Annotated in this window: 23 protein-coding genes and 1 pseudogene; 12 read left to right on the top strand and 12 right to left on the bottom strand. The window is 36.7% G+C overall.

From position 1 onward, the window contains the following. Window positions 1-899: 899 nt before the first annotated feature. Window positions 900-1,574, bottom strand: a complete 675-nt coding sequence (locus SGJ10_04890; protein ID MDZ4757460.1) for a hypothetical protein — start codon at window positions 1,572-1,574, stop codon at window positions 900-902. Further along, a complete protein-coding gene (locus SGJ10_04885; GenBank protein ID MDZ4757459.1) occupies window positions 1,574-2,704 on the bottom strand; it encodes an FAD-dependent oxidoreductase in 1,131 nt (376 codons plus the stop codon). The genes SGJ10_04890 and SGJ10_04885 overlap by 1 nt, the downstream gene beginning before the upstream one ends. 113 nt (window positions 2,705-2,817) lie before the next feature. Here SGJ10_04885 and SGJ10_04880 point away from each other — a divergent pair, with 113 nt between their 5' ends. From SGJ10_04880 to SGJ10_04865, 4 genes are read left to right on the top strand one after another with little or no spacing between them, the layout of a single operon-like run. Then, complete coding sequence (locus SGJ10_04880; protein ID MDZ4757458.1) at window positions 2,818-3,978, top strand: glycosyltransferase; 1,161 nt, start codon at window positions 2,818-2,820, stop codon at window positions 3,976-3,978. Further along, a complete protein-coding gene (rsmG, locus tag SGJ10_04875; protein MDZ4757457.1) occupies window positions 3,969-4,610 on the top strand; it encodes a 16S rRNA (guanine(527)-N(7))-methyltransferase RsmG in 642 nt (213 codons plus the stop codon). Before SGJ10_04880 ends, rsmG begins: the two co-directional genes overlap by 10 nt. A 23-nt stretch (window positions 4,611-4,633) precedes the next feature. Next, on the top strand, window positions 4,634-5,479 hold the full coding sequence (locus tag SGJ10_04870; protein ID MDZ4757456.1) for a geranylgeranylglycerol-phosphate geranylgeranyltransferase: 846 nt from the start codon (window positions 4,634-4,636) through the stop codon (window positions 5,477-5,479). Between the two features lie 3 nt (window positions 5,480-5,482). Continuing rightward, the gene (locus tag SGJ10_04865; protein MDZ4757455.1) at window positions 5,483-6,040 is read left to right on the top strand and encodes a Maf family nucleotide pyrophosphatase; all 558 of its coding nucleotides are present in this window, start codon (window positions 5,483-5,485) and stop codon (window positions 6,038-6,040) included. Between the two features lie 97 nt (window positions 6,041-6,137). On the opposite strand, the gene SGJ10_04860 is transcribed toward SGJ10_04865, so the two are convergent. The 3 genes from SGJ10_04860 to SGJ10_04850 form a co-directional block, all read right to left on the bottom strand. Further along, window positions 6,138-8,051, bottom strand: coding sequence for a T9SS type A sorting domain-containing protein (locus tag SGJ10_04860; protein ID MDZ4757454.1), 1,914 nt, complete (start codon window positions 8,049-8,051; stop codon window positions 6,138-6,140). Then, window positions 8,048-8,830, bottom strand: coding sequence for a PASTA domain-containing protein (locus SGJ10_04855; GenBank protein ID MDZ4757453.1), 783 nt, complete (start codon window positions 8,828-8,830; stop codon window positions 8,048-8,050). Before SGJ10_04855 ends, SGJ10_04860 begins: the two co-directional genes overlap by 4 nt. 143 nt (window positions 8,831-8,973) lie before the next feature. Next, window positions 8,974-9,318: a 4Fe-4S dicluster domain-containing protein gene (locus SGJ10_04850; GenBank protein ID MDZ4757452.1), complete on the bottom strand. Its 345-nt coding sequence runs from the start codon at window positions 9,316-9,318 to the stop codon at window positions 8,974-8,976. A gap of 78 nt (window positions 9,319-9,396) precedes the next feature. On the opposite strand from SGJ10_04850, the gene SGJ10_04845 reads away from it, so the two are divergent. From SGJ10_04845 to SGJ10_04830, 4 genes are all read left to right on the top strand, one after another. Continuing rightward, window positions 9,397-10,416, top strand: a complete 1,020-nt coding sequence (locus SGJ10_04845) for an acyl-CoA reductase (GenBank protein ID MDZ4757451.1) — start codon at window positions 9,397-9,399, stop codon at window positions 10,414-10,416. Between the two features lie 110 nt (window positions 10,417-10,526). After that, complete coding sequence (locus SGJ10_04840) at window positions 10,527-11,051, top strand: metallophosphoesterase family protein (GenBank protein ID MDZ4757450.1); 525 nt, start codon at window positions 10,527-10,529, stop codon at window positions 11,049-11,051. A gap of 145 nt (window positions 11,052-11,196) precedes the next feature. Further along, a complete protein-coding gene (locus tag SGJ10_04835) occupies window positions 11,197-12,396 on the top strand; it encodes an acyl-CoA dehydrogenase family protein (GenBank protein ID MDZ4757449.1) in 1,200 nt (399 codons plus the stop codon). A 248-nt stretch (window positions 12,397-12,644) separates the two neighbouring features. After that, complete coding sequence (locus SGJ10_04830; GenBank protein ID MDZ4757448.1) at window positions 12,645-12,926, top strand: AAA family ATPase; 282 nt, start codon at window positions 12,645-12,647, stop codon at window positions 12,924-12,926. Between the two features lie 104 nt (window positions 12,927-13,030). On the opposite strand, the gene SGJ10_04825 is transcribed toward SGJ10_04830, so the two are convergent. Beyond that, entirely contained in the window at window positions 13,031-13,270 is a 240-nt protein-coding gene (locus SGJ10_04825) for a T9SS type A sorting domain-containing protein (GenBank protein ID MDZ4757447.1), read from the bottom strand. A 241-nt stretch (window positions 13,271-13,511) separates the two neighbouring features. On the opposite strand from SGJ10_04825, the pseudogene SGJ10_04820 reads away from it, so the two are divergent. The 3 genes and pseudogenes from SGJ10_04820 to SGJ10_04810 all read left to right on the top strand — a co-directional run bounded on the left by SGJ10_04820 (window position 13,512) and on the right by SGJ10_04810 (window position 14,409). Continuing rightward, window positions 13,512-13,820, top strand: a pseudogene (locus SGJ10_04820) (DUF1801 domain-containing protein). Between the two features lie 5 nt (window positions 13,821-13,825). Next, the gene (locus SGJ10_04815; GenBank protein MDZ4757446.1) at window positions 13,826-14,101 is read left to right on the top strand and encodes a TfoX/Sxy family protein; all 276 of its coding nucleotides are present in this window, start codon (window positions 13,826-13,828) and stop codon (window positions 14,099-14,101) included. A gap of 140 nt (window positions 14,102-14,241) precedes the next feature. Further along, window positions 14,242-14,409 (top strand): hypothetical protein, encoded by a 168-nt coding sequence (locus SGJ10_04810; protein ID MDZ4757445.1) that lies wholly within the window; start codon window positions 14,242-14,244, stop codon window positions 14,407-14,409. 16 nt (window positions 14,410-14,425) lie between these two features. Here the strand turns inward: SGJ10_04810 and radA are convergent, their stop codons facing one another. The 5 genes from radA to SGJ10_04785 form a co-directional block, all read right to left on the bottom strand. Continuing rightward, window positions 14,426-15,775, bottom strand: coding sequence for a DNA repair protein RadA (radA, locus tag SGJ10_04805; GenBank protein ID MDZ4757444.1), 1,350 nt, complete (start codon window positions 15,773-15,775; stop codon window positions 14,426-14,428). 4 nt (window positions 15,776-15,779) lie between these two features. Next, window positions 15,780-16,274 (bottom strand): FKBP-type peptidyl-prolyl cis-trans isomerase, encoded by a 495-nt coding sequence (locus tag SGJ10_04800; protein MDZ4757443.1) that lies wholly within the window; start codon window positions 16,272-16,274, stop codon window positions 15,780-15,782. 180 nt (window positions 16,275-16,454) lie between these two features. Further along, window positions 16,455-17,756: a citrate (Si)-synthase, eukaryotic gene (locus SGJ10_04795; GenBank protein ID MDZ4757442.1), complete on the bottom strand. Its 1,302-nt coding sequence runs from the start codon at window positions 17,754-17,756 to the stop codon at window positions 16,455-16,457. 209 nt (window positions 17,757-17,965) lie between these two features. Continuing rightward, the gene (locus SGJ10_04790; GenBank protein MDZ4757441.1) at window positions 17,966-18,691 is read right to left on the bottom strand and encodes a T9SS type A sorting domain-containing protein; all 726 of its coding nucleotides are present in this window, start codon (window positions 18,689-18,691) and stop codon (window positions 17,966-17,968) included. Window positions 18,692-18,750: 59 nt separating this feature from the next. Then, window positions 18,751-21,756 (bottom strand): DEAD/DEAH box helicase, encoded by a 3,006-nt coding sequence (locus SGJ10_04785; GenBank protein MDZ4757440.1) that lies wholly within the window; start codon window positions 21,754-21,756, stop codon window positions 18,751-18,753. A 223-nt stretch (window positions 21,757-21,979) separates the two neighbouring features. Between SGJ10_04785 and SGJ10_04780 the strand changes: the two genes are divergently transcribed. Then, window positions 21,980-24,355 (top strand): MMPL family transporter, encoded by a 2,376-nt coding sequence (locus tag SGJ10_04780; GenBank protein MDZ4757439.1) that lies wholly within the window; start codon window positions 21,980-21,982, stop codon window positions 24,353-24,355. A gap of 30 nt (window positions 24,356-24,385) precedes the next feature. Here the strand turns inward: SGJ10_04780 and SGJ10_04775 are convergent, their stop codons facing one another. Next, window positions 24,386-25,381, bottom strand: a complete 996-nt coding sequence (locus SGJ10_04775; protein ID MDZ4757438.1) for a PorP/SprF family type IX secretion system membrane protein — start codon at window positions 25,379-25,381, stop codon at window positions 24,386-24,388. Between the last annotated feature and the right edge of the window lie 192 nt (window positions 25,382-25,573).

The raw sequence follows: 25,573 nt of genomic DNA, 5'->3' as shown, positions 1-25,573 counted from the left end.
CTTCCTTTTTACACAAAAAGGAAGCAAAAGTGTTTTTATTTACCAAGGTGATTTTTGCTTGAGAGGCCCAATGCAAAACCGTGGTCAAAACAACAGCTTACTACTCATATGCATTTTCCATAGTTAAGGAAAGTATTTATCAAATTATATTTTTTGGGAGCTGTTATTTGCCACCCCGCCGCAGCGGGCTGCTGTAAATAAAAAAGGGCAGCATTCTAAGTTTTAAAATTCGTGTTTCAAACTTTTATATTTATTAGAATCGAATTATGAAAGAGGTCTAATATATAAATGAACCAACAATTGCTGACGCAATCCTTGACCGAATTGTTCCAAAAGTACTTCGGTTTGATTTAAAAGGACCTTCACTTAGAAACAAAAAATAACCCTAATATTGCAACGCATTAACAAACAAAATGGATGGTACAGTTCGTTCCGAATCAATCAGCAATACAATAGACTCCTTAACAAACCCTCCGAAAGTACTGTTGATTTGTCGATTCTTGCTTGGTTTATTGTTTCTTTAGTTTAATAAATATAGAGGTTTGATAATTTTGACATATTTTTTTAAAAAACACAAGTACTTTCGACGTTCATATACTTCCAAAACTAAATATGATGTAGTCAAATAGTTGATATTTATCTTTAATTCCCAAGTCCCCATTATTTTATTATACAAATCTAAATATATTGTTGGTGTATATTTTCTATTAGTGATTTCAACGGGAATCATATTGAAAGTATCGCCGTAATATAAATATAAATTATTTGAATCAATTTTGATTACATCTAGCAGGAAAAATAAATCAGAGTCATTTTTTGTTATCAGCTCACAAGAGCTATCAAGATACGCTACCAATGTAGCTTTTTTAGCTGAAAACAAATTCCGAAGATCTGTTGAGCTAATTCAAATTCCCACTGCTGTTATTGAACAGCAAATCTAACAAAGTAGCCTTGTCATAGTTACACATGTCAGTTATAAACTGGGTCTGCCCATTATACTGTCTGAAGCAACTGCTTAGTGTAACATTGCCAATACTACCCATGATACTGCTTAATGGGTAAACCTGATCGGTTACAAGTAATTGGCCTAGTGTATAGGCTTCCAGAAAATTCTCGGTTTGGCTGTTGTCGAAAAGGTTTTTGAGAAGGTCTTCCCTACAATCAAGAGTGTTTACCTCAGGCGTATTCTTGATAAAATCTCGCCACTCACTTTCTCCTTTATCAATAATGATTTTATCGTTTATATCCCCAAAAGTTATATATTCATAAGGAATACGCTTGTTTGTCTCTCGTGTATAGGTGGCCATTACATTGCCTTGTGCATCGCGTACATAAAAAGTATAACGCCAAGGTTTGTTATTGTCCCGCGGTTTTACAATTTTGGTCACTCTGTTTCCGTCAGGGCCGTACACAAATTGGAGATCGGCTTTTGTACTAGCAGTCGTGCGTATTATCTCACTTATTTTTCCATACACTGTCCATTTAATTTCTTGTATTTCTTCTGCTGCACCGTGCACGAGGTTTCCGATTTGGTCGTAGGTAACTTTAAACCGCCAACTACTAAATTTAACCATTATCCATTAATCATTACAGCTAGTTCCTCTCCTATCAAACTGCCAATAGCGATGCCCATTCCATTCAAACGGCAAGCGGCAAATATATTTTGATTTATCTTTTTTACGATGGGAGTTTTATCTTTTCCGAAGGCCATAATCCCTGCCCAGCGATGCTCAATTTCGAAAGCTTGATTGTGTAAAATAAGTTCTTTGAGATAGTATGATAGTCTTTGCTGTATGTCTTCATTCAAAGCAATATTTGTGGTGGTTTCAGTTTCAAAATCCATATTTCGCCCACCACCGAATATTATTCTATTATGATAATCTCTGAAATAAAAATAGCCGTCATCAAAATGGAATATTCCTTTAAATTTGAGCTTTGGAATTGGCTTTGTAACCAATATCTGCCCGCGACCTGGGGCAATATCCAATTCAGGAAAAAAATGACCTGTAAAGGCATTGGTACATACTGCTACTTTTGCTGCTTTTAATATATAACGACTACTGGGTTGCAAATCTATTGTGATATGAACTTCATTATTCTTATCGTTAAGCTCATTCACATTTGCCCCGTTCAAAATATCTATACCTAACGAAAGTGTATATCTCCAAAGATTGTGCATGGCAAGTCCTGTATCGATTTGTCCTTCGCAACTATTATCTATATATGCTGATAACTGATTTTTATTAAATCCAAATGTATCGATTTTTTTTTCATCAAATTTAAAAACTTCCTTGTGGTGAATATTATACAATAGTTTGTTTAAGTAATCCAATTCGACCTGTTCAACAATCTCATTTTTGAACAATAACTCTCCCCCACCCTGCCCCAAGTAACCAAGTTTATCATCGCCCAATCGTGTACGCAACATTTGCAAACCTATTACACGTTTCTGAACCAAAGCAATGGCTTGTTCTTCGCCCATCAATTTTATATCGGACAGGATTTCGCACGCACTTCCAAAACAGGCAAATCCTGCATTTTTGGTGCTGGCCCCTGTGGGAAATGTACCCCGTTCGATGATTACAATTTTCAAGTTTGAATCTTTTTCTTTCAAAGAACACGCAAGCGACATACCTGTGATTCCTGAACCAATTATGGCCACGTCATATTGACCAAAAGTATTAATTTCCCAAAACGACAACATGCTGCAAATCTAAAACCCCTGATTGATAAAGGTTAAGACAATGCTAGTAAGTTTGCCACGAATTATTCACATTGGGCAATCACTATAGCTTACAACGTTAATTTTGCAGACTATTGCAAATTATAGAAATCATAGTAATTATTTTGTTGGCACTCCTTGCTAACTGTCTGTTGGTGCAGGTAATATACCATTGCTTTATGTTTATCAGATTGGCTGTATACAAAAATCCAACTGGTGAACCTGCCACGATTCAACCTGTTTCGGTAATTATTGCAGCCCGCAACGAATATGATAACCTGGAGAAACACTTGGAATTAATCCTCGAACAAAACCATCCCAAGTTTGAAGTGGTTGTAATTAATGACTGCTCGTGGGACCAAACCGCTACATTGCTGGAACGACTGCAAATACGGTATTCGCATTTAAAGGTGGTGACTTTGCTGGAGCAAGAAAAATATCCCAAAGGAAAAAAATTCGCTCTTACTTTAGGCATTAAAGCATCGGAACATGAGCTTCTCGTTTTTACCGATGCCGATTGCAAACCCGCTAGTAATATGTGGTTACGCAATATGCAAACCCGATTCACACCTAACAAACATATAATTTTAGGCTACTCTCCCTATAAGAAACAGAGTGGGCTGCTCAATATGTTTATCCGTTTCGAAACCTTTATGACGGCCATGAGTTATTTGTCGTTTGCCTTGCTCAAAGATGCCTATATGGGTGTAGGCCGCAATTTGGCCTATCGCAAAAGTTTGTTTTTTAATATCAAAGGATTTGCTTCACATAACCATCTTTTATCGGGCGATGATGATTTGTTTGTGAACGAAACTGCAAACCAACAAAACGTAGCCATCGAGATACGCAAGGATAGTTTTATGGTGAGCGAACCCAAAGAAAATTGGGCAAGTTGGCGTAAACAAAAAAGTCGCCACATGAGTACCGGGAAGTATTATAAAGGTCGGCATCAATTTTGGTTGGGTGCTTTTTCCGTTTCACATATATTATTCAATTTGTCATTGCTGGCGTTGCTTCCATTTATATTTATATATAGTGATGGAATATATATACATCCTGAACAACTATTATATATGATTGTTGGAGCCTACGGATTTAGGTTATTGGTGCAGCTTTGCATCTATTATCCCAATATGAAAAAACTAAATGATACGCAGTTGATTTTCTTATTGCCTGTACTCGATATCATGTATAGTTTTTATTTATTTGTTTTTGGATTCGGCAGTTTATTTTCCAAACCCAAAACATGGAGTTAATCCATAAATATTTTCCAAACCTCACAGCAGAGCAACAAAAGCAGTTTGGCATGTTGCAAAATTTATATACAAACTGGAACGAAAAAATAAATGTAATCAGCAGAAAAGATATAGAATTTTTATATGAAAAACATGTATTACATTCATTGGCAATTGCTAAGTTTATAGCTTTCAAACCGCAAACAAAAATTTTGGACATAGGCACGGGTGGTGGGTTTCCTGCTATTCCTTTGGCAATTATGTTTCCTGAGGTAGAAATCGTAGCATCCGATTCCGTTGGTAAAAAAATTACCGTAGTTGCCAATATTGCCAAAGAATTGGGCTTAACGAACATAAGAGCTGAATATATAAGAGCCGAACAACTTAAAGAAACTTTTGACTTTGTGGTGAACCGTGCTGTGGAGTCGCTTACTGAACTACATAAACATACATACAAATTCATCAATAAAAGCTGGTTCAACGATGAACCTAATGGTATTATATCATTGAAAGGTGGGGATTTGGCTGCTGAAATTAACGGATTAAAGGGATTACCTTATAAAATAAAAGTGAGACAGATACCACTTGCAAACTATTTTGATGAACCCTATTTCGATACCAAGTTTTTAATATACCATACTGTACAGAAATGATGTCTTTTATAAGACTTATTCGGTTGCCAAATATTCTAATCATTGTGTTCACACAAGTATTGGCTGGTATATGCCTATATCCATTGGGTATTGAATTATTATATCATTCTCATTTTTGGCTTATCGTACTTTCTACCTTGCTCACGGCGGCTGCAGGCTATATTATTAATGACTATTTGGATGTAAATATTGATGAAATAAATAAACCTGATAGGGTAATTATTGGAACGAGCATCAAACGCAAACATGCTATATTGATTCATATATCTATAAGTGTACTTGCTGTGTTAAGCATGGCCGTAGTATCTTATAAGCTAGCAGTTTTGGTATTGGTTATCGGTTTATTACTCATCAAATATTCCTCAACTTTTAAAAAGCAAGTGCTAATAGGAAATATATTTGTTTCTGTATTTTGCAGCATGACCATTTTTATATTATATCTTTGGAATTCTACTATCAATTTTAACCATGTAATTGCATATTCTGTATTTGCATTTATCACTACCTTGAACCGAGAAATTATTAAAGACACAGAAGACATTAAAGGTGATAGGATGCAGCAATGCAAGACCTTTCCAGTAGTTTATGGAATCAACAAAACGAAAAATTTACTATATACCCTTAACGCTGTTATACTAACCGCAAGTATTATATATTTTTACCAACTCTTCGAGCGGCATGAATACCAATATGACAATGTGGATTATATAGCATTTATATATGCTCTCCTCTTTATTATAGCTCCCATGTTCTATATGATATTCAAATTAATTTTGGCCCGTAAAGTGAGTGAATTTGGATATCTCAGCAAATTGAACAAACTGATTATGCTGAGCGGGATTTTGAGTTTGTTGTTTTTAATCCTATAAACTATGCAAATTATTTTAGCATCCAAATCACCACGCAGGCAGGAATTGGTTTCCAAACTTGCTTACCCAGTTATTATAGACCCTATTGATGCCGATGAATCATTTCCCGACAATTTGAAAGCTGGAGAAATCGCCAGTTACCTATCCAAAAAAAAATCTGACCACTATCATAAAACTATAAATGCTGGCGATGTATTGCTGACTTGCGATACTATAGTTTGGATAAACAATGAAGTGATGAACAAGCCCGAAAACATAGAAGAGGCTAGGCAAATGCTGCAAATCCTCAGCGGAGAAATGCATGAAGTATATACAGGTGTAACGCTAAAAACTGAAAAGCAAACTATAACTTTTGCAGAAAAAACAGAAGTATATTTTAAACCCTTAAGCGAGGTAGAAATTGACCATTATATAAACACCTTCAAACCTTTTGACAAGGCCGGTGCTTATGGAATACAAGAATGGATAGGATATATAGGTGTTGAGAAAATTGTCGGATGTTATTATAATGTAATGGGCTTGCCTTTGAGCAGGGTTTATGGGGAGTTGAGGAGGTTGTGAAGGTAATTCTAAAGAAGTAAGCGTTGCTCTATAATTCCATCAACCTTCATGTTATATTTTAAAATCCTGAAGGGATGAAATTATTAAACCTACAATATCAATTCTTCAGCAACTTTTTCATGCACACATTCCCTCTGTTGTCATTAAAGAGTATATAATATATTCCAGCAGCGTAGTTAGAGACATTGATGGTGTTACCCTCAAGTTTTTGGTAACTAATAGTTTTACCTTGGCCATCTAAAATGGTATAATATAAATTGGGGAAATTATGCGTATTGCCCACTTGTATATATTCTGCGGCGGGGTTGGGATATATATTAAAATCTACCATGTTTTCAAACTTCGTATTTTGTTTGATACTTGTGTAGGGATTCGCAGGAAAATCAACTTTGCTGCCCAAGTATACCCGTATCATTGGGGTTCCGCCCAAATCTGTTTTATTGCTTTTATGCCATTTGTTCAATACATTATAATATAGATGTTGGTTGCCCTGCTCTGTTTTATAATTCCTATCGAAACCTACATTCAACACAAAATCTAGTGTTTGCGACCAACCAATATAAAATTTACCTGCGGGCAAAGAAATTGGGGTGTCCAAAACATAATTGGTAAACTGATTAAAGCCAACAATATATGCAGGCCCATTGGGAACCTCAATGGTTTTATATAATGAATCTGAAGCAGAGCCTTGCGTTACACTTTTCCATATATGTATTTTAAAAGGTTTGCCATTCACCGCAGTAGAACTTTGATTATAGAAAAAGCTCACTGCCCATAAGGTGTCAGGGTCGTTCAAGCGAAATTCGAGAGCTACCTTGCCGCCGCCATTCTCAATGCCATAACCACATTCAGCAGTACCATCATCGTAGGCTAAATAATTGGCAAATACCGTTTGCATATTCACCGAATCGTTTTCTGTATGTTTATCGCCCGTTAGATTATGGGTCCACAATCTATTTATAATAACTGTGTCGGTATTCTTGGGATAAAAAGAATTAAAGTTTTTGAGCGGGTTTGATATTACTTTTTTAAGACTTTTAGGGAAACCTGGCTCCAAATCTTGTTTTGAATATAAGGAATTATAGCTTCTATCTCTATAATTTTCAGTGCGGTTAAAAAATAATGAAACTTTGTCAAAGCTTTTAATAGTGCATCTAGAACTATCGACCACTTCATTTGTATAATTGTTATACATTTGGCTCCAGGGCATCGAGTAATAGTCATTCAATAAATTATTGGGAGTAGTTGCAAATGCTACATCTACCTGAAAAGAATCATTAACGTATTGGTGATAATCTAACAAAACATAATCCAAATGCCAATGGTTAGAATTCCCCGTTTGCAAAGAATAATTGATAAACCTAAACCTAAAACCCACATGCAAAAATAAAGGGTCATCAATATGTATAAAATAATGTTTAAATTTAACAGGAAGTCCCTTACCGCTAATTTCCCATACCCTTTCCCATACGCCATTCTTGTCAAAAAATTCAAGCACCATACTATCTTGCGGATCTCTTGTGTTGAATAAGGGGTCAATGTCCAGACCTTGTGGTTGCAAATAAAACGAAAGATATAATGAATCAGTCTTTGGGGGTTGATATTTACTTAGATCAATGCCTTGCGATTCCAAAGTATCGGAACTGCCATAGCTTGGATTAATACCGATATAAGGCTGCCCATGGTTATTAAGGTTATCGAATGTTGCAACTCCATAGGTTGGAGGATTGATAGCCGCAGTATTGTTTATGAATACATAATTAGTAGTCCATCGTTTTGGGTTTGGGTATATTGCTGTTGTTGTAAAATCATCAAAAAAGGGAAGATTGAGCGTATCTGTCGCTACTCCACGTTCTTTGATAGGCTTAGGCCATGGGTTGTCAGGGTGGTCGAAAACATGCTGTTGCAATACTGCATTTCGCTCCAATGGTCTATAGGTTCGTTGTTGTGCATTTACCAACCCAGCAATCAAACAATTTAATATAATAATACCTGACTTTTTTAAACTCATTTTATATATACATCAATTTCGCTTCCCACTTCAATTAGTTTATTTTTCTTAAAAGATGGTTTTTGCTTCCAAATAGTTGCATCCAACGTATCCATTTTAACATTTTTCTTTATTGGATCCCCCATTTTCAAACCCAATTCATTCAGTTTATCTCTTGCTTCGCCTAAAGTTAAATCTATAAGGTCTGGGATTTCAACTTCATCATTCAAACCCAAATCCTCATCTGGCTTGCTAAGCTTGGTTACCTCCACAACCAAATCTATTTTGCTGCCTTTGGGCACTTCTATATCTTCTGCAATTTTCCGTCCAAGATATATTGCTTCAATCACCACATCATCGTAAGTTCCTTTTCTTTCTATTCGTTGGCCCAGTTTCATGCCCATACCTTCCAAATACATTTTTACTTCGCGGCTGCTGCCATGCAATTGTTCAAACTTCAACATCACTTGCGGCACATCGAGAGCGTTCACGGTAAGATATATAATTCTGCCCTTTTTCACTTTCTCATCGGCCAAGGGACTTTGCTCAACGATGCTCATACGTGGCATATTGTCCATAAAAACCGAATCACGTATTTGGTATTTCAATCCATTTTGCTCAATAATTTCGATGGCTTTATTCAAGGTCACACCTTTGAGGTCGGGAACTTTCATCTCCTCGCCATGTCGTGTTACTATACCCAATGTTATATTGGCAATAAATCCAATCACTATCAATGCTATCAAAGCCAGTAATAGGTTTATCCAAAAATAGCGGGTAATAAAAAACTTAAGCCACATATACTAATCTAACATGCAAAAAAAAGGACAAATATCCAAATGTCATTACATTAAATTTTTGCAAACCCATATATTTGCTGGCAACGAACAACAATATGCTGACAATCAACACTTTTGAAGTTCTATAATCTTCGCAATAAGTATTATAAATGCAAACTTTCTTTGCGGGCCTGTAGTTCTTCGTTCGAATCTACATGCTCAGGGTCGGGGATACAGCAATCGACGGGACAAACGGCAGCACATTGTGGCTCTTCATGAAATCCTACACACTCCGTACATTTGTATGGAGTGATATAATAAGTATCATCAGAAACGGGTTCAAACCTATGGCCTACTTCCACATCCTCACCATCTTTTTTTATACTTCCACTTACAGAGGTGCCATCGGTAAAGGCCCATTGAGCACCAGATTCATAAATAGCATTGTTGGGACACTCAGGCTCACAAGCTCCGCAGTTGATACATTCGTCAGTAATTTTAATAGCCATGGGTTAAAATATTTTTTGCAAAACTACTTAATTTTTTCACTTTCCCATCACCGTATTTTGCATTTCTTAAAAATTTATATGGATTCTAAATTAGGCACTTCGACATTTGTAGAACTGGGTAAGGTTATGGCAGCAGTTGACCCACAAATTTTGAAACAGATTTTCCACCAAGCCAATATCAAAAATCAATGGTTCACCCATGACAATATGCAGCAAGCATGGCAATCCTATATCGACATGTTTAAAAACGATATGGAAACTTGGATGGCGAAATATGATTTTGTTGATGCCGATAGTAAAAAAAACTTAAACATCGGTATTATCATGGCTGGCAATATTCCCATGGTAGGTTTGCATGATTTAATTTGTGTGCTTGCCACAGGTCATAAAGCGTTGGTGAAATTGAGTTCGAACGATGAAGTATTGATACCTTTTATTATAGAACTTCTCAAAAATATTTCACCAGAATTATATAATAATGTTTCCTTTATAGAAAAGCTGGAAAACTATGAGGCTGTAATAGCTACAGGAAGTAATAATACCGCTCAACATTTTGCAAGTTATTTCAAAAATGTACCGCATATTATCCGCAGAAACAGAAATGGTGTGGCTATTATATATGGCGATGAAACTGTGGAAGAAATTGCCAAACTTGGCCATGATATTTTTGATTATTTCGGGATGGGCTGCCGCAATGTTTCTAAACTTTACTTGCCCGAAGGTTATGATATCAAATACTTTTACGAACCCTTGGAACAATATAATGATATTGTAAACCATAATAAATATGCAAACAATTATACCTATCAAAGAGCGATACATTTGATGAACCTATCGCATATATATGATAATAATTTCTTGATACTGTTTCAAAACACACAAATTTCCAGCCCTATAGCTACTTGCCATTACGAGTATTATAATGATTTGCAAACACTGGAGGCTGAATTATTGGAAAAACAAAACGAAATACAATGTATTATATCTACTAAACCATTGCCTAATCTTAGTTCATTCAAACCTGGCGAAGCTCAGTACCCCACAGCTTGGGACTATGCTGATGGGGTGGATACGATACAATGGTTATTGGATTTGTAAATTTGCATTAAAATTTGTGGAGTGAAATATTTTTATATAAACCACAGGCACTTTATACAAACAATCATTCATAATTAACCCCGCCGCGTCGGGAACCATTAACCATTAAAATGAAAGTCGGTCTTATCTCAGACACCCATAGCTACCTAGATCCCAAACTGGAAAGAATATTTGCAGGTTGTGATGAAATATGGCATGCCGGCGATTGGGGAAACTATGATAGTACCGTTCCTTTTCTCAAAAATATTTGTCCTATTATAAAAGGTGTATATGGAAATATTGATGGTAAAAATATTCGTGATGAGTTTCCTGAATATATATGTTTTGAAGCAGAGCGAATGAAAGTTTCTATGATACATATTGGAAATCCACGAGGTATATATACTGCGACGTTGCAAAACTGGTTACAAGCAGACAAGCCTCAGATTTTTATTTGCGGGCATTCGCATATCTTAAAAGTATTTCAAGATAAAAAATACAAGCATTTGCATATGAATCCAGGAGCAGCGGGTATGCATGGTTTTCATCATGTTCGTACGGTTTTACGATTTGAAATTAATGCAGGTAAAATGAGTAATTTGGAAGCTATAGAACTGGGCCCACGCACTGCTGAAAATTTTCCTTCTGCCACTTAGGTTTTAGTGCTTAATTTTGTGGCTCTTCTAACCGTCATTCTGAGCATTGATTCAATGCGAAGAATCTCTTGAATTCGGAGATGCTATTATGAGATTCTTCGCTCGAAGCGAGACTCAGAATGACGAATACATATAATAATTATACATGGAAAATATAACCCGCAGCAACAAACAAGACGCTTATCAGGCACCCGATTTTTATCAATTAGATGACTTGTTCAGTGATGAACATAAGTTGATTCGTGATACCATTCGCCAATGGGTGAAACAAGAAGTATCGCCTATTATAGAAGACTGTTGTCAGAAAAATTATTTCCCACAACATATTGTAAAAAGTATGGGCGATGTTGGTTTATTCGGACCGCAATTACCTACAGAATATGGTTGCGGCGGACTCGATTATATAGCTTACGGACTGATGATGCAAGAGCTTGAGCGTGGCGACAGCGGTATGCGTAGCACTGCATCGGTACAAGGAAGTTTGGTGATGTATCCTATATATAAATTTGGAAGTGAAGAACAAAAACACAAATATTTACCCAAGCTTGCCAAAGGAGAATGGCTTGGTTGCTTCGGACTTACTGAGCCCGATCATGGAAGTAATCCGAGTGGTATGGTTACAAATTTTAAAGAAGATGGCGATCATGTAATACTGAACGGAGCGAAGATGTGGATTTCAAATTCACCATTTGCGGATGTAGCTGTAGTATGGGCCAAAAATGAACAAGATATAATACAAGGTATCATAGTTGAGCGTGGCATGGAAGGTTTCACAACTCCCGAAACCCACGGCAAATGGAGCTTGCGTGCAAGTGCTACAGGTGAGTTGGTGTTTGATAATGTGCGTGTTCCCAAAGAAAATATATTGCCTAATGTAACTGGATTAAAAGGCCCATTGACTTGTCTCAACTCTGCCCGCTATGGAATTAGTTGGGGTGCTGTAGGAGCGGCGATGGATTGTTTCGATTCTGCGAAAAGATATTCGATGGAACGTCAACAGTTTGGAAGACCTATTGGTGGTTTTCAATTACAACAAAAAAAGTTAGCAGAAATGCTCACGGAAATTACCAAAGCTCAGTTATTATGTTGGAGACTTGGCCACTTGATGAATGAGGGCAAAGCAACACCTGCACAAATATCTTTGGCAAAAAGAAACAATGTTGATATGGCTTTACATATTGCCCGCGAAGCCCGTCAAATACACGGCGGCATGGGCATTACAGGCGAGTACCCCATTATGCGACACATGATGAATTTGGAATCTGTAATAACCTACGAAGGAACCCACGATATACATTTATTGATTTTGGGTATGGAGATTACGGGTGAGAATGCGTTTGTGTAAACTGTGATATGGTTCTCGTACTTCCAAAAAAAATTCCAAAAATTTGTAAAACTAAGGTTATAAAAAGGTCATTTTTTTCTTAGTTTGTCACTTTTCGTAAAAATAAGACGACTTCAATCTGCATAGTTTTACATTTGCCGTTTACTTAAGCCAAAATGGGACTACTTCCTTTAACAAATGAACATATTATATAACGGCTGCGGCAAGAAAACCCTTGGTGGGCAACAGGTTCCGTTGACGAGGACTATTTGCAAATACAAAAGCATTTATATTTCGATTTATTCTATCCTTTGGTGGAAGACATTTCTCTAAAAAGAGCAGTGATATTAATGGGTCCAAGACGAGTAGGAAAAACAGTGATGCTATATCATACCATTGATGCTTTATTAAAAAACCAAGTATCGCCTCATCATATAGCATATATATCTGTAGAAAAGAATAAAATTAAACTCCATTTTTTTCCTTCGACATTATATGCATATACAGTAGGCAGAAATACAATTTTGCTGGAACAAAATAGGAACGGATAGAAAAACTATATAGTAGAACATATAGAGCAACTGAAACAAGCCTGTTTTAGTAACAAGTACTAGACGCCGCGGCGAGATAGCGACCTGATAATTGATACCATATACTATCCCGCTGATACCAAAAACTTAGCCCCACCCAAAACTTCCCCATCTTTTAATATATTGATAAAATACAGTCCTTCGGGCAAAGATGAAATATCAACACACTGTTTACCGCCAGTAGAAGAATAATGCTGTAGTGCTTTTCCAGTTATATCATATATAACTATATGAGAATTAACGGCAATATCTTCCAGAGTTAGAACTGTGCTTTCAGCATTTGAATAAATATTGAGTTGGTTCATAGATTTAATAGGTACGGTTGCCGGTGCTTGCCTAACGTAAATACGAAGTTTTTTCAAAAATGGTTTGCTGGTTTGAAGAAAAATATTTTTCAGGTCCAAATTTTTAGACTATGTTCGTTAATTGAATGAAGTCAACAAACTATAAGAACAAAATGCAAAATGTATCCTTCCGAAATGTAGAGGAGTTTCTTGAATTTCTTCCTGATGATGAACTTATCATAGTAAAAAAGCATTACGCAATCTTATTTTTGAATGTAGTCCACATATAACAGAAAAATTATCCTATCATGTTCCATTTTACAGCATTAATAAAAGTATATTTTTTATCTGGCCAGCTTCCGTTTTGTGGGGCACAACGAAATCGTATGAAGGCGTAAGAATGGGTTTTAGTAAAGGATTTTTAATGAATGACGACTTAAACTATCTAGAAAAAGGCGATAGAAAACAAATATATTATAAAGATTTTACTGATATCAAAAATATTGATTTTTATTTACTAAAAGTATATATATTTGAAGCCCTATTAATTGACGAGGAATTTAAGAAATAGACTTTATGGCATATAATGATATATTAGCACAGCGAATTAGGGAACAGCTTTTTGAACTAAGTAATGTAGAGGAAAAACACATGTTTGGCGGTATATGTATTATGTTCAATGAAAAAATGTGTGTGGGCGTAGTGCAAGCTGAAATGATGTGCCGTATAGATCATGATATTTACGCAGAAGCTTTAGGCAAAGCGGGTTGCAGGGAAATGATATTCACTGGCAAACCCATGAAAGGTTATACCGAAACTCAATATATAATAGTCCAAAAAAAGGGGGACTAATCCCGAATGCTTTCGGGATGTAGTTCGGCATTACCATTCTAAAAACTAATCCGCCACAGGCGGAGAACTATTATAGTTTAAGAAATGGTATTATGTATACGTGAGCGAAGAAGAATGAGAAACAACAAAGATTTTGAATATTGGATAAACCTGTGTTTGGATTTCAATGGCAAAGCAAAGGCTGCAAAAAAGAAAAAGAAATGAAAAAAGCTATCCATAATTCTAAAGTAATGATTTCAGTAAATGAAAGTGGGCATTATGATAGAACTAGTATTAAAATGAAGAACGTAATAGATGAAAGTCTATAATATCTAGCACTTTTACTTACCCAAAAAGCAAACCCATCAGTTCCTCAATTTTACCCACAGGATTAATACTAATTTTTGATTTAAGAGACTTTTGATAATTCCCTTTGGCAATAAATATTTCTTTGTATCCCAATTTTTCTGCTTCTGCAATGCGTTGCTCTATGCGGTTCACAGGGCGTATCTCGCCGCTCAAACCTAACTCTCCTGCAAAGGTGGCCATATTGGGCAAAGGTATATCAGTGAATGAACTTATCATAGCAGAAACCACTGCCAAATCAATTCCTGTGTCGTCAATTTTTAATCCACCTGTGATGTTTACAAACACATCTTGTGTACCCAATCTTTGTCCTGCTTTTTTCTCCAAAATTGCTAAAAGCATATTCAATCTTTTGGCATCATAACCTGTGGTAGTTCTTTGTGGGGTACCATATACTGCAGGGCTCACCAATGCTTGTGTTTCTACTAATAATGGACGCATTCCTTCCAGTGTAACACCAATAGCAATGCCAGCTACAGGCCCATCGTGCTGCGATACTAATATCTCAGAAGGATTGCTTACTTGTCGCAAACCTGTGCCTTGCATTTCATATATACCTATTTCGCTTGTACTACCAAAACGATTTTTAATCGTGCGAAGTATTCTATATAAATTATGTTTATCACCTTCAAATTGTAATACTGTATCCACCATGTGCTCCAATACTTTTGGACCTGCAAGCGAACCATCTTTTGTAATATGTCCGATTAATATTATAGGAATATCCTCATCCTTGGCCAACCGCATAAAATCGGCCGCACTTTCTCTTATTTGTGATACACTTCCGGGGGCACTTTCCACATATTCATTCCGCATGGTTTGTATAGAGTCTACTATAACTAGCGATGGTTGTAATTCCTTAATTTGTTTAATAACTTGATTGGTGACAGTCTCGGTTAATATATAACAATTGTCGGGTAATTTATTCAAACGTTCGGCACGCATTCTAATTTGCGAACCACTTTCCTCACCCGATATATATAATACATTTCCTGTGGTAAATTGTGTGGCAACTTGCAGCATCAATGTGCTTTTTCCAATGCCGGGCTCTCCACCTATTAATATCAAAGAACCCGGAACTATACCGCCACCCAATACGCGGTTAAACTCTTCATCGGGAGTTATAATACGCTCGTTGCTGGTTGTTGATATTTGAGGTAATGCTATCGGTTTGTGATCGCTGTTTGGCGAAGCCTGACCTGATTTTGTTTTGGTTTTAAATTCTTCTACAAACGAATTCCAATTACTGCATGAAGGGCATTTGCCCAACCATTTGTGTGCTTCAAAACCACATTGCTGGCACACATATATGGTGCTCTGTTTGGCCACAGGTTTACTTAATATCCACTAGCGTTATATCAAATGCCAATACTGCATTTGCAGGAATTTGACCATTGGGATTAGGACCATAGGCCAATGAGGAAGGTATAATAAATGTACCTGACCCTCCTTTTTTTAATTGAGCAACTGACAAGCCCCAACCCTGTATGACACTATTGAACATAAATGTAAAATCTCCCTCTTTTGATTGGTCAAATATATTTCCATTTAAGAAATAACCTTTATACTTTACGGTTACATTATCCTTTGCGGTTGGATTTCTTTCCCCTTTTCCACTATCAGCTATAATGGCATAAATACCTCCACTGATAAATTTTCCGTTCAGTTTTTTTTCAGCCACATGCTTTTTAATAATTTCTTCATCCACTTCATTTTGGGTTTTGAAATTTTGTCTTTCACCTCCCTCTCTTGCTGATTCAGCAGTGCGGCTATTTTTGCAGGCAAACAGTATTGTAGTTGCCAATGCGAGTATATATATATATTTCATATTTTTTTTAGTTTGTAGTTGACTGTTTGAAGTTGGTAGTTGACCCATCGAATACGCTCAGGTCTTGCAGTTGACAGTTGGCAGTTTTGTTTGCGTCAGGACTTTTAACCTTTAGTTCGCCGTGGCGAATCACTTCTAACTTTTAACCTTTAGTTCGCCGCGGCGAATAACTTTTCACTATTAAACCATTTTCATTAAAGCCTCGGTAGTAATAGATTTGGGTCTTTCAAGTGGCAAGCTTAGTGCACGGTCCCAACATAATGAAGCCATTACACCTAGTGACCTACTTACTCCAAACATAACAGTATAGAAATCTTCTTCTACCAAACCATAATGTTGTAATAATGCTCCACTATGTGCATCAACATTGGGCCAAGGGTTTTTTACTTTACCTAATGATTCTAAAATCGGGGGTACTACTTCATATACATTCCATACGGTGTTTACCATATCATCATCGGGCATGTGTTTTTTGGCAAAACCCATTTGAGAAATGAATCTAGGATCGGTTTTACGCAATACTGCGTGGCCGTAACCAGGTACTACTTGCCCTTGAGCTAAAGTATCTTTTACATATTGTGCAATTTGTTCTTTGCTAGGGCGTTTTGTATTTAATGATTCGCACATCCCTTGCAACCAACGAATCACTTCTTGATTGGCCAATCCATGCAATGGGCCAGCAAGCCCATTCATACCTGCAGCAAAAGCAAGATAAGGATCGCTTAAAGCTGAACCTACCAAATGTGTAGAGTGTGCCGATACATTTCCGCCTTCGTGGTCGCTGTGTATGGTCATATATAAACGCATCAACTCGGCAAAATCAGGTTCATCGTAACCTAGCATGTGGCCAAAATTACCGGCCCAGTCGAGTTTTGGATCGGGTTCTATATGTTCATCATTTTTATAAGTACGTCTATATATATAAGCTGCAACACGGGGCAGACGGGCTATAAGGTTCATCACATCTTCGTAGGTAGGATCCCAATAATCTTTTTTGTTGATGCCTTTCCGATATGAAGCAGCGAACACACTTTCTGTTTGCATGGCCATAATAGCAATGGTAAACTGCGTCATGGGATGCGTGGTGCGGGGCAGTGCATCCAGCACATTAAATACATGGCGGGGCACTATAGCACGGCGTGCCCAGTTATTGGTAAGGTTTTGTACATCTTCATTCGATGGAATCTCACCCATCAACATCAAATAAAATATAGCTTCGGGAATTGGTTCGCTTCCACCTTCCACAAAATGCTGCAATTTTTCACGCAACTCTGGAATTGAATATCCGCGAAAACGAATGCCCTCATTTGAGTCGAGCAACGACGTTTCAGTAACAAGTCCTGTAATTCCTTTCATACCACCATATATATCATCGATGGTGTAGGTACCTATTACTTTATTGCCGTGGGCTTTGGCAAATTCTTTGATTTTTACTACTTCGGGCAGAGCTTTCTCTGCAAATTTATTTTTTAGTGAATCCATTTTCTATATAATTTTAACTTTTGGAAAGTTATGAACTTTCCAAAAGTTTTCCTTTCTTTAAAACGCCTGCAAATTACAATTTGTTTTGTGACTGGGCAAATGGATGCTCAAAATTATTGTAAAAAGTTATCCAAACATAATTTACACTGCATAAAAAAACCCGTCTCGTACAATGACGAGACGGGTTTTTAAAAATATTATATAATAAATTATTCGATGGTAATTTTACCAGTTTGTGTTTGGCCATCCATATATATTTGGTAAAAATATACACCGGCAGCTAAATTGGAGGTATTAATTTGCTCGATATGAGTGCCTGCCTGTTGTCTTTCCTTAACAGGTACTGCTACTTCACGACCAGCAATATCCATTAAACGAATAGCCACGTCAGATGATTTCTCAGTGGTATATGAAATATAGAACTGGTCTTTTGCAGGATTGGGGAACACATTTAAAGCAGAAATGCTAGCTATACTGCTTACACCAGCGTCCCAATCGCCAAATTGTATACTATTGCAAAATCTGTTATCGCTCATTGTGGCTACTGTTTCTAACTTTATAGAATCTGCACTGGGATTCCAAGCAAAAGCATCAACACAAAAAGAACCTTTGAAACCGCCTGTTATAGCAATATTGATGTTAATTTTCCCACTAATAGTTAAACTATCGCCCACAGGTATATCTTTAGCAATGGCATTATAGAAAAAGCCTATTGCATTCTGATTGTTAAGAATAAATCTAAAAAGTACAGTGTCACCCACTTTCATAACATCGGTACCGCCATTCTTAACTGAAAAACTATAATCAATTGGACCTCCATTAGGAATTCTTTCTGGCTTGGTAAAGTTTGTTACTGCTAAATCTACTGTGCGGCCTTGACCATTTACAAATGTAAACGCGGTGACCATTGATAAAATAAGTACTAATTTTTTCATTATGTTTATTATGTTTATGTTATTTTGAAATGCAAATGTAGGTTTTTATACAAACATGGTCAACTAAAAAGTTCCAACATATCCTCAGCCTTTATTTGTTTAAAACCGCCTTCGTCCACTTGAATAATACTTTGTGCCAAAATATTTTTGCGTTCTTGCAGCCCCAAAATCTTTTCTTCTATGGTGTCGCGACTTATAAATTTATATATAAATACATTTTTTGTTTGCCCTATCCTGTGGCTTCTATCTTCGGCCTGCCGCTCCACTGCTGGGTTCCACCATGGGTCGAGCAAAAATACATAGTCGGCTTCGGTAAGGTTCAATCCAAATCCTCCAGCCTTTAATGATATTAAAAATAATTTAATCTCATCGTTTTGCTGAAATTCTTTTACCAATTTTTTGCGATCGAGTGCAGGAGTTGAACCGTCCAAATAAAGATACTTATCTCCACTTTCGTCAAAATGTTTTTTATATATGTCCAATTGCTTTACAAATTGGCTGAACATTAAAATTTTATGCCCTTGGGTCAATGCTTTTTGTGCCAAATATATAACTTCTTCAAACTTACCTGATGTTTCCAAATTTTCTTTATCAGCCATATAAGGGTGATTGGCAAGCAGCCTCAATTTAGTTAGACCTTGAAAAAAAGAAAACTTATTTTTGGTAAAACTTCGTTCGTCCAAGCTTTTTAATAACTCATTTCTGTAAGCTGATTTTGTGCTTTCGTATAATTTTTTCTGCCCTTCGTGCATATCGCAAAATCTGATTTGCTCAGTTTTTGAAGGTAGATCTGTGGCCACCATATTTTTGGTACGTCGAAGTATAAAAGGCTTTACCAATAATTGTAGTTTTTGCGATTTGCTCTCGTCTTTCCCTTTTTCTATGGGTTGCACATAGTGCTCATTAAAATAATGGAAGCTGCCCAGCAAGCCTGGGTTCACAAAATTCATTTGGCTCCATAAGTCTGTAATACTATTCTCCACAGGTGTTCCCGTTAAGGTGAGTTTGTGCTGCGACCGTAATTTGAATATAGACTTGGCTGTAACTGATGAAGGATTTTTAATAGCCTGACTTTCGTCTAATATAATATAATGGAATTTGAACTCTTTAAATAAATCATCATCGGCACGCATCGTTCCGTAGGTGGTAATTATTACATCGTATAGGGGGAATTTTTTTAATATATCACGACTTCTGCCTTGCCCACTGTGCACCAAAATATTTAAACCCGGTGTAAATTTTTCAGCTTCGCTCAACCAATTATATATAAGTGAAGTGGGGGCTACTATTAAGGAGGTTTTACGTGAATTATTTTTTGCTGATTGAATGGTTTCTATAATAATATCCTCGTCCAATTTTTCCTCGAACAAGGAACCTTGCTTCAACGGCACTTGTATAGTTTCAGAAAAAACTAACTCTGTTTTATTACTATGGATTTCTTTTTCTTTCTGCAATAAACATAGTGTTTGTATGGTTTTGCCCAAGCCCATATCATCGGCCAAAATCCCTCCAAAAGCATTGTTTTGCAGATAATAGAACCATTGGAAACCGTGTTCCTGGTATTCACGCAAGGTGCAATTAAAATCTATAGGTAACGATTCTGTTTTTTCAGAATCAGTAGCTACCATATCTTTTAATTTATCAGCCCAATGTGTTCGTCTGCTATCTTCGTTCGACCATAATGTTTCGAGCAATCCAAAATGGTATTTTTTCAACCGCAACTGTCCATCACCATGCTCAGCAAGTTCTATAATATTTCCAAATTTTTGGAACCATTCTTCGGGTATTACTGCTACATCGCCGTTAGGTAATTCAAATTCGTGGTGGCCTTTAAGTATATGATCACGCAATATATGAAAGGGCATCTCGTATTCGCCAAACTTAGCCTTCACCAATAAGTCGAACCAATCTGTGCCTTCGGCTAAATCGATACTATAACTTTGCTCGCCCAAGAAATATTTACGATTGAGCTGCTGTACAATTTCAAAACCCGCTTTCCTAAGTGATTCCCTATTGGCATTGAGCCATGTAATAGTGGCTAATAATTGTCCATCGCCAGCCTTAAAAAGTGAACCATTTTCGTTCTCCAAACCTCCATCAATAAGCACTTGATATTTGAATTGCTCCCACTCCCCTGCCCTTTTTATTTTGCGGAATATATAATTACTTCCTTCTTTCTCAATTTTTACATGCGTTTTTTTGGTTGAATGATAATGGAAATCTGATTGCCCGTACTTGAAGGATAGCAATAAAAAATATTTATCGGCCCATTGCTGCAAGGTGAGCACTGGTTGGGCTACAAATTTTTCATATACGATATCAAAACCATCAGCATACACATCATAATGCTCGAGCAACTGCACCACAAAAGTTCGCAAATATTTGTCTACTGCGGTTTGTGGCACTTCTATATATTTTTTTGTTTGAAATGGAGTGAGTTTTACACCTTCCACCTCTTCGCCAAATGTATAAACCTTTTCGTCCACCATCATAAAGGCAGGATGGTTGCATATAACCCTCGAAAAATGATTGATAAAATCGACCCGTTTATTATCATGCTTGATAGTTGCAAAATAACGCAAACCCTCAATGCCTTTTTTGAAATGGAATAATACGGTTGCTAGTCCTTCAGCGAATTCAAGTTTATGATGAGCAGGGTTATCATTATTACCCTTCATATAAAAATTCAAACCTTTAAGCAACGGAATTACCAGGCCAATTCTTCGTTCTACAAAAGGTCTTATATGTTTTTTTAAAAGTTCAGGTGTTATCAGTTTTTCAAAAAAGTCGTGAGGTTTAATTTTCTTTTTACTTTTAGCATCAGCAAATTGATGAAAAATTGCATCGTGGCTCACCTCATGTAAAAGTGAAACTATATGTCGTATTTCAGGAATATCAACTTTGGGGAAATTAGATAAAGTATTGGCATACACTTTTTGATGGGTGAGGGTAAGTTGCCCCTTGGTATTAACCTGCACCACATGTGGTTCAATAGTCCAACCCAAATCTTTATCCTCTAAGAGCGAGAATACCAGAGCGTATGGTTGGGTGGTTACTACCTGCATATACTTTTTATTTAAAATTAATTTTGAGTAATTCTTTTACTCGAATTAATATCGGGCAAAGGTAAAGTAATATTGACGAATTACGATTGACGAATTACGATTTGCTTACGCAACATTTACTATTCCTCTAAAATATTCAATAATTGCCAATCTGAAATCGTAAATTATTAAGCTAGCTAAATCCCGTACATTTGTGGCCTTTTTTATCACTCACTAAAAATCTATGTGGCTCAAAATAGCGGCGTTCCTAGTTAGGAAAAGAGTATTATTACTTATAGTGTTAGGATTGCTTACAGGCTGGATGGCCTTCGAAGCACGCAAAGTTTCAATAGCATACGATTTTGCCAAGGTAATTCCCAAAGACGATAGCGACTATATCGATTACATGGGATTCAAACAAAAATTTGGCGAAGATGGAAGTGTAATGGTATTGGGTGTGCAAAGTGATAAACTTTTTCAACTTCCATTTTTTAAAGCTTGGTACAATTTAACAGAGAGCATTCAGAAGCTAGATGGCATTGAGAAAGTAGTTTCTATTAGCCATATATATAAAATTGATAAGGTAGAAAATATTGATGAATTTGGCGACGACAACGGACGTTTTGCCATTGGTCGTATGTTTCAAAAACCTCCTGAAACACAGGCTCAGCTTGACAGTCTGGCAAAAGTTATAAAAGATTTGAGCTTCTATAAAGGGTTGCTCATTAATGATAAAAGCGATGTTACTTTAATGGGCATCACTCTGAAAAAGGAAAAATTAGATTCGAAAGACCGTATAGCACTTGTTGCACAAATTGAAGAAATAGCCACTGCTTTCGGTAATGCCCAAAATACGGAAGTACACTACTCGGGACTGCCGTATATAAGAACTATATATGCCACAAAAATCCGCAATGAGTTACAATTGTTCACGTTACTCAGTGTGATTATCACTATGATTATTATGTGGTTTTTCTTCCGCTCATTCGTGGCCGTGGGTTATTCGTTGGTAGTGGTAATTTTGGGTGTGGTATTCACCTTGGGCACGGTAGGTTTAATGGGGTATAAAGTATCTGCACTTATTGGTTTAATTCCGCCCTTAATAGTTATTATAGGAATACAAAACTGTATTTATCTATTCAATGTATACCACCAAGAATATCGAAAAAATAAAAATAAAATGCTCTCCATTACCCGCGTTACTGCTAAAAATGGATTGGCGTTATTTCTCACCAATGTAACTACTGCTGTTGGCTTTGGTGTGTTCAACTTTACAGGCAGCTCTTTGCTAGACGATTTCTCTGTAGTGTCGGCTATTAACATAATGGTTATCTATGTTTTGTCTGCTATTTTCTTACCCATTGTATATACTTATTTACCTGCTCCTACCCCTAAGCAAACAAAGCACTTAGACAATGTTCACATGAGTGGGTTAATGCATTGGTGCAACCGCATAGTGATCCACCACCGCAAATGGATATATGGCGTTGTGGCAGTTGTTACCTTGATTTCTATTTGGGGATTTATGCAAGTAAAAGCTATAGGTTATATAGTGGACGACCTACCAAAAAAAGATAAATTATATACTGATTTAAAATTTTTCGAGTACCATTTTAAAGGAGTGATGCCATTGGAAATTTCAATAGATAGCCGCAAAAAAGCAACCTTTAAAAATTCCATCAGTTCGTTTGAAAAAATGGATAGTGTGCAAAAAATATTGAGCGAATATTCCCAACTTAGCAAGCCTGTTTCTTTGTTAGAAATGATAAAATTTGCGAGTCAGGCATTTCACAATTATAATCCGCAAAATTATAGTTTGCCACCACAGGAAGAATTTGTGGCATTGCGAAGTTACCTCAAGCTCAACAAAAAAAGCGGCAACAACCAATTAATGAAAGGCTTGGTGGATAGTACCTGGCAGACAGCTCGGATAAGTGTACAAATGGCAGATATAGGAAGTGTGGAAACCGAAAAGTTAAGAAGTGAATTACGTCTTCGTATAGATTCCATCTTTAGCCCCAAAGAATTTGATGTAAAATTAACTGGTACCAGTATAATATTCTTGAAAGGGAATTCTTATTTAATAAACAACCTAACTGGCTCCATGATTTTGGCTTTGCTTATTAATAGTTTATTGATGGCCATGTTGTTTTTTAGCTGGCGTATGATTTTGATTTCTTTGGTGCCAAACATACTCCCGCTTATTATGACCTTAGGTATCATGGGCTTTTTCGATATACATTTAAAACCAAGCACCATTATTATATTTAGTATCACTTATGGAATCTCCATCGATTTTACTATACACTTCTTGGCCAAGTACCGCTACTTCCTCAAGAAAAACAATTGGGTGATTGGCCCTGCAGTTACCGAAACTATTGTAGAATCGGGCGTAAGCATTGTATATACTTCGGTGATTTTGTTCTGCGGCTTTATTATATTTGCCTTTAGTACTTTTGGAGGTACTGTTGCCCTAGGGGTACTTACTTCCATCACCCTGCTGATAGGCATGGTGCTAAACTTATTGCTTCTCCCAGCCATGCTCTTATGGCTTGAGAAGGTAGTGAACATGAAAAAGGAAATGAATAGCGGGATTGTGGAATTGGAAGAAGGTGACTAGTTCCAATTTTTTTAACGTTTCAGATAGTCATTATCTAAAACCGTAGCAACTAATTTTACTATAATCTTTAGAACCATAGCGTTCGCCTTTGAAGAACACCCAAATCAAGCTCACCTCATGCGACCCCGGATTAACCCATTGCTGACTGCTCACAGTGAAATCGTAACTATAGCAAAATTTAAAATTGTTTTTTCTAAAACCAACCATGGCTATTAATGCATCGCTATTATGTGCTGTTTGCCTAAACCAAAGTCCTGTAAGGAAACTGGCTTTGCTAATATAGAAGCCAAAATTTACTTGTGTGAACCTACTTTGAAACATCACCATTATATTGGGTGAAATTATTAAGTCCTTTATTTTTGGATTGGGTTTTAATACGGTTCCTCCATGCAAGGTAATTTTGGTACCTAAGCGTGAGCCATCCCCATTATATCCATTAAAGGAATAATTGGGTCTATTCAGATTATGTATGGCAAGACCTGCAAAAGAGTTGTCGGAATAAGCAATAGCTCCGGCATTAAAATCGGGATAAAGCACCGTGGCATTGCCTGGTGTTTTCTCTGCACTGCTGCCTACCATTCCAGTAACTGGGTTAATAGCATCGGCAAATAAAAATTTATTCCAATCAACCTGCCCTTGCTTAATGCCAGCCTGCATGCCAAAACTCATTGTCCAGTTATAATTTAATTTGGTATGGAATGCATAACTCAACAATGCGGAATTTGTTTGTAAGGCACCGTAAGCCAATTGGTCGCTAAATACAAGTATGCCCAATCCGCTTTTTATTTTGGGCAAGTTAGCATCGAAAGCTGCGGCATAGCTGGTAAATGTGCCTTGCCATTGGTTACGATAATTGAGTGCTACCCTATTGCCACCACTAAGCCCAGCAAATGCAGGATTGGTATACAATGGCGAGTTATAAAATTGCGATAACTCTGCATCTTGGGCATTGGCACTTAAAAGTATCGATGCAAAAAACAGGGTACTATATATATATTTTCTAAGATTCATATTTAATTTCGGCATGTTGGCTAACAACTAAAAAACTTGGCACAAATGTACTTGAAAAGATCACTATTTTAAATAGTCAAATTTGTTTTATTAATTCCCAAAAGTTAGTAATACCGAAACTCAATATATAATAGTCCAAAAGAAAGGGACTAATCCCCCCGCATCCCGATAATTATCGGGATTAAGCGGGGCTTTCGGGATGTAGTT

This window comes from Bacteroidota bacterium (assembly GCA_034439655.1).
Taxonomy (GTDB): domain Bacteria; phylum Bacteroidota; class Bacteroidia; order UKL13-3; family UKL13-3; genus CANJUD01.
This window is presented reverse-complemented; position numbering and strand designations above follow the sequence as displayed.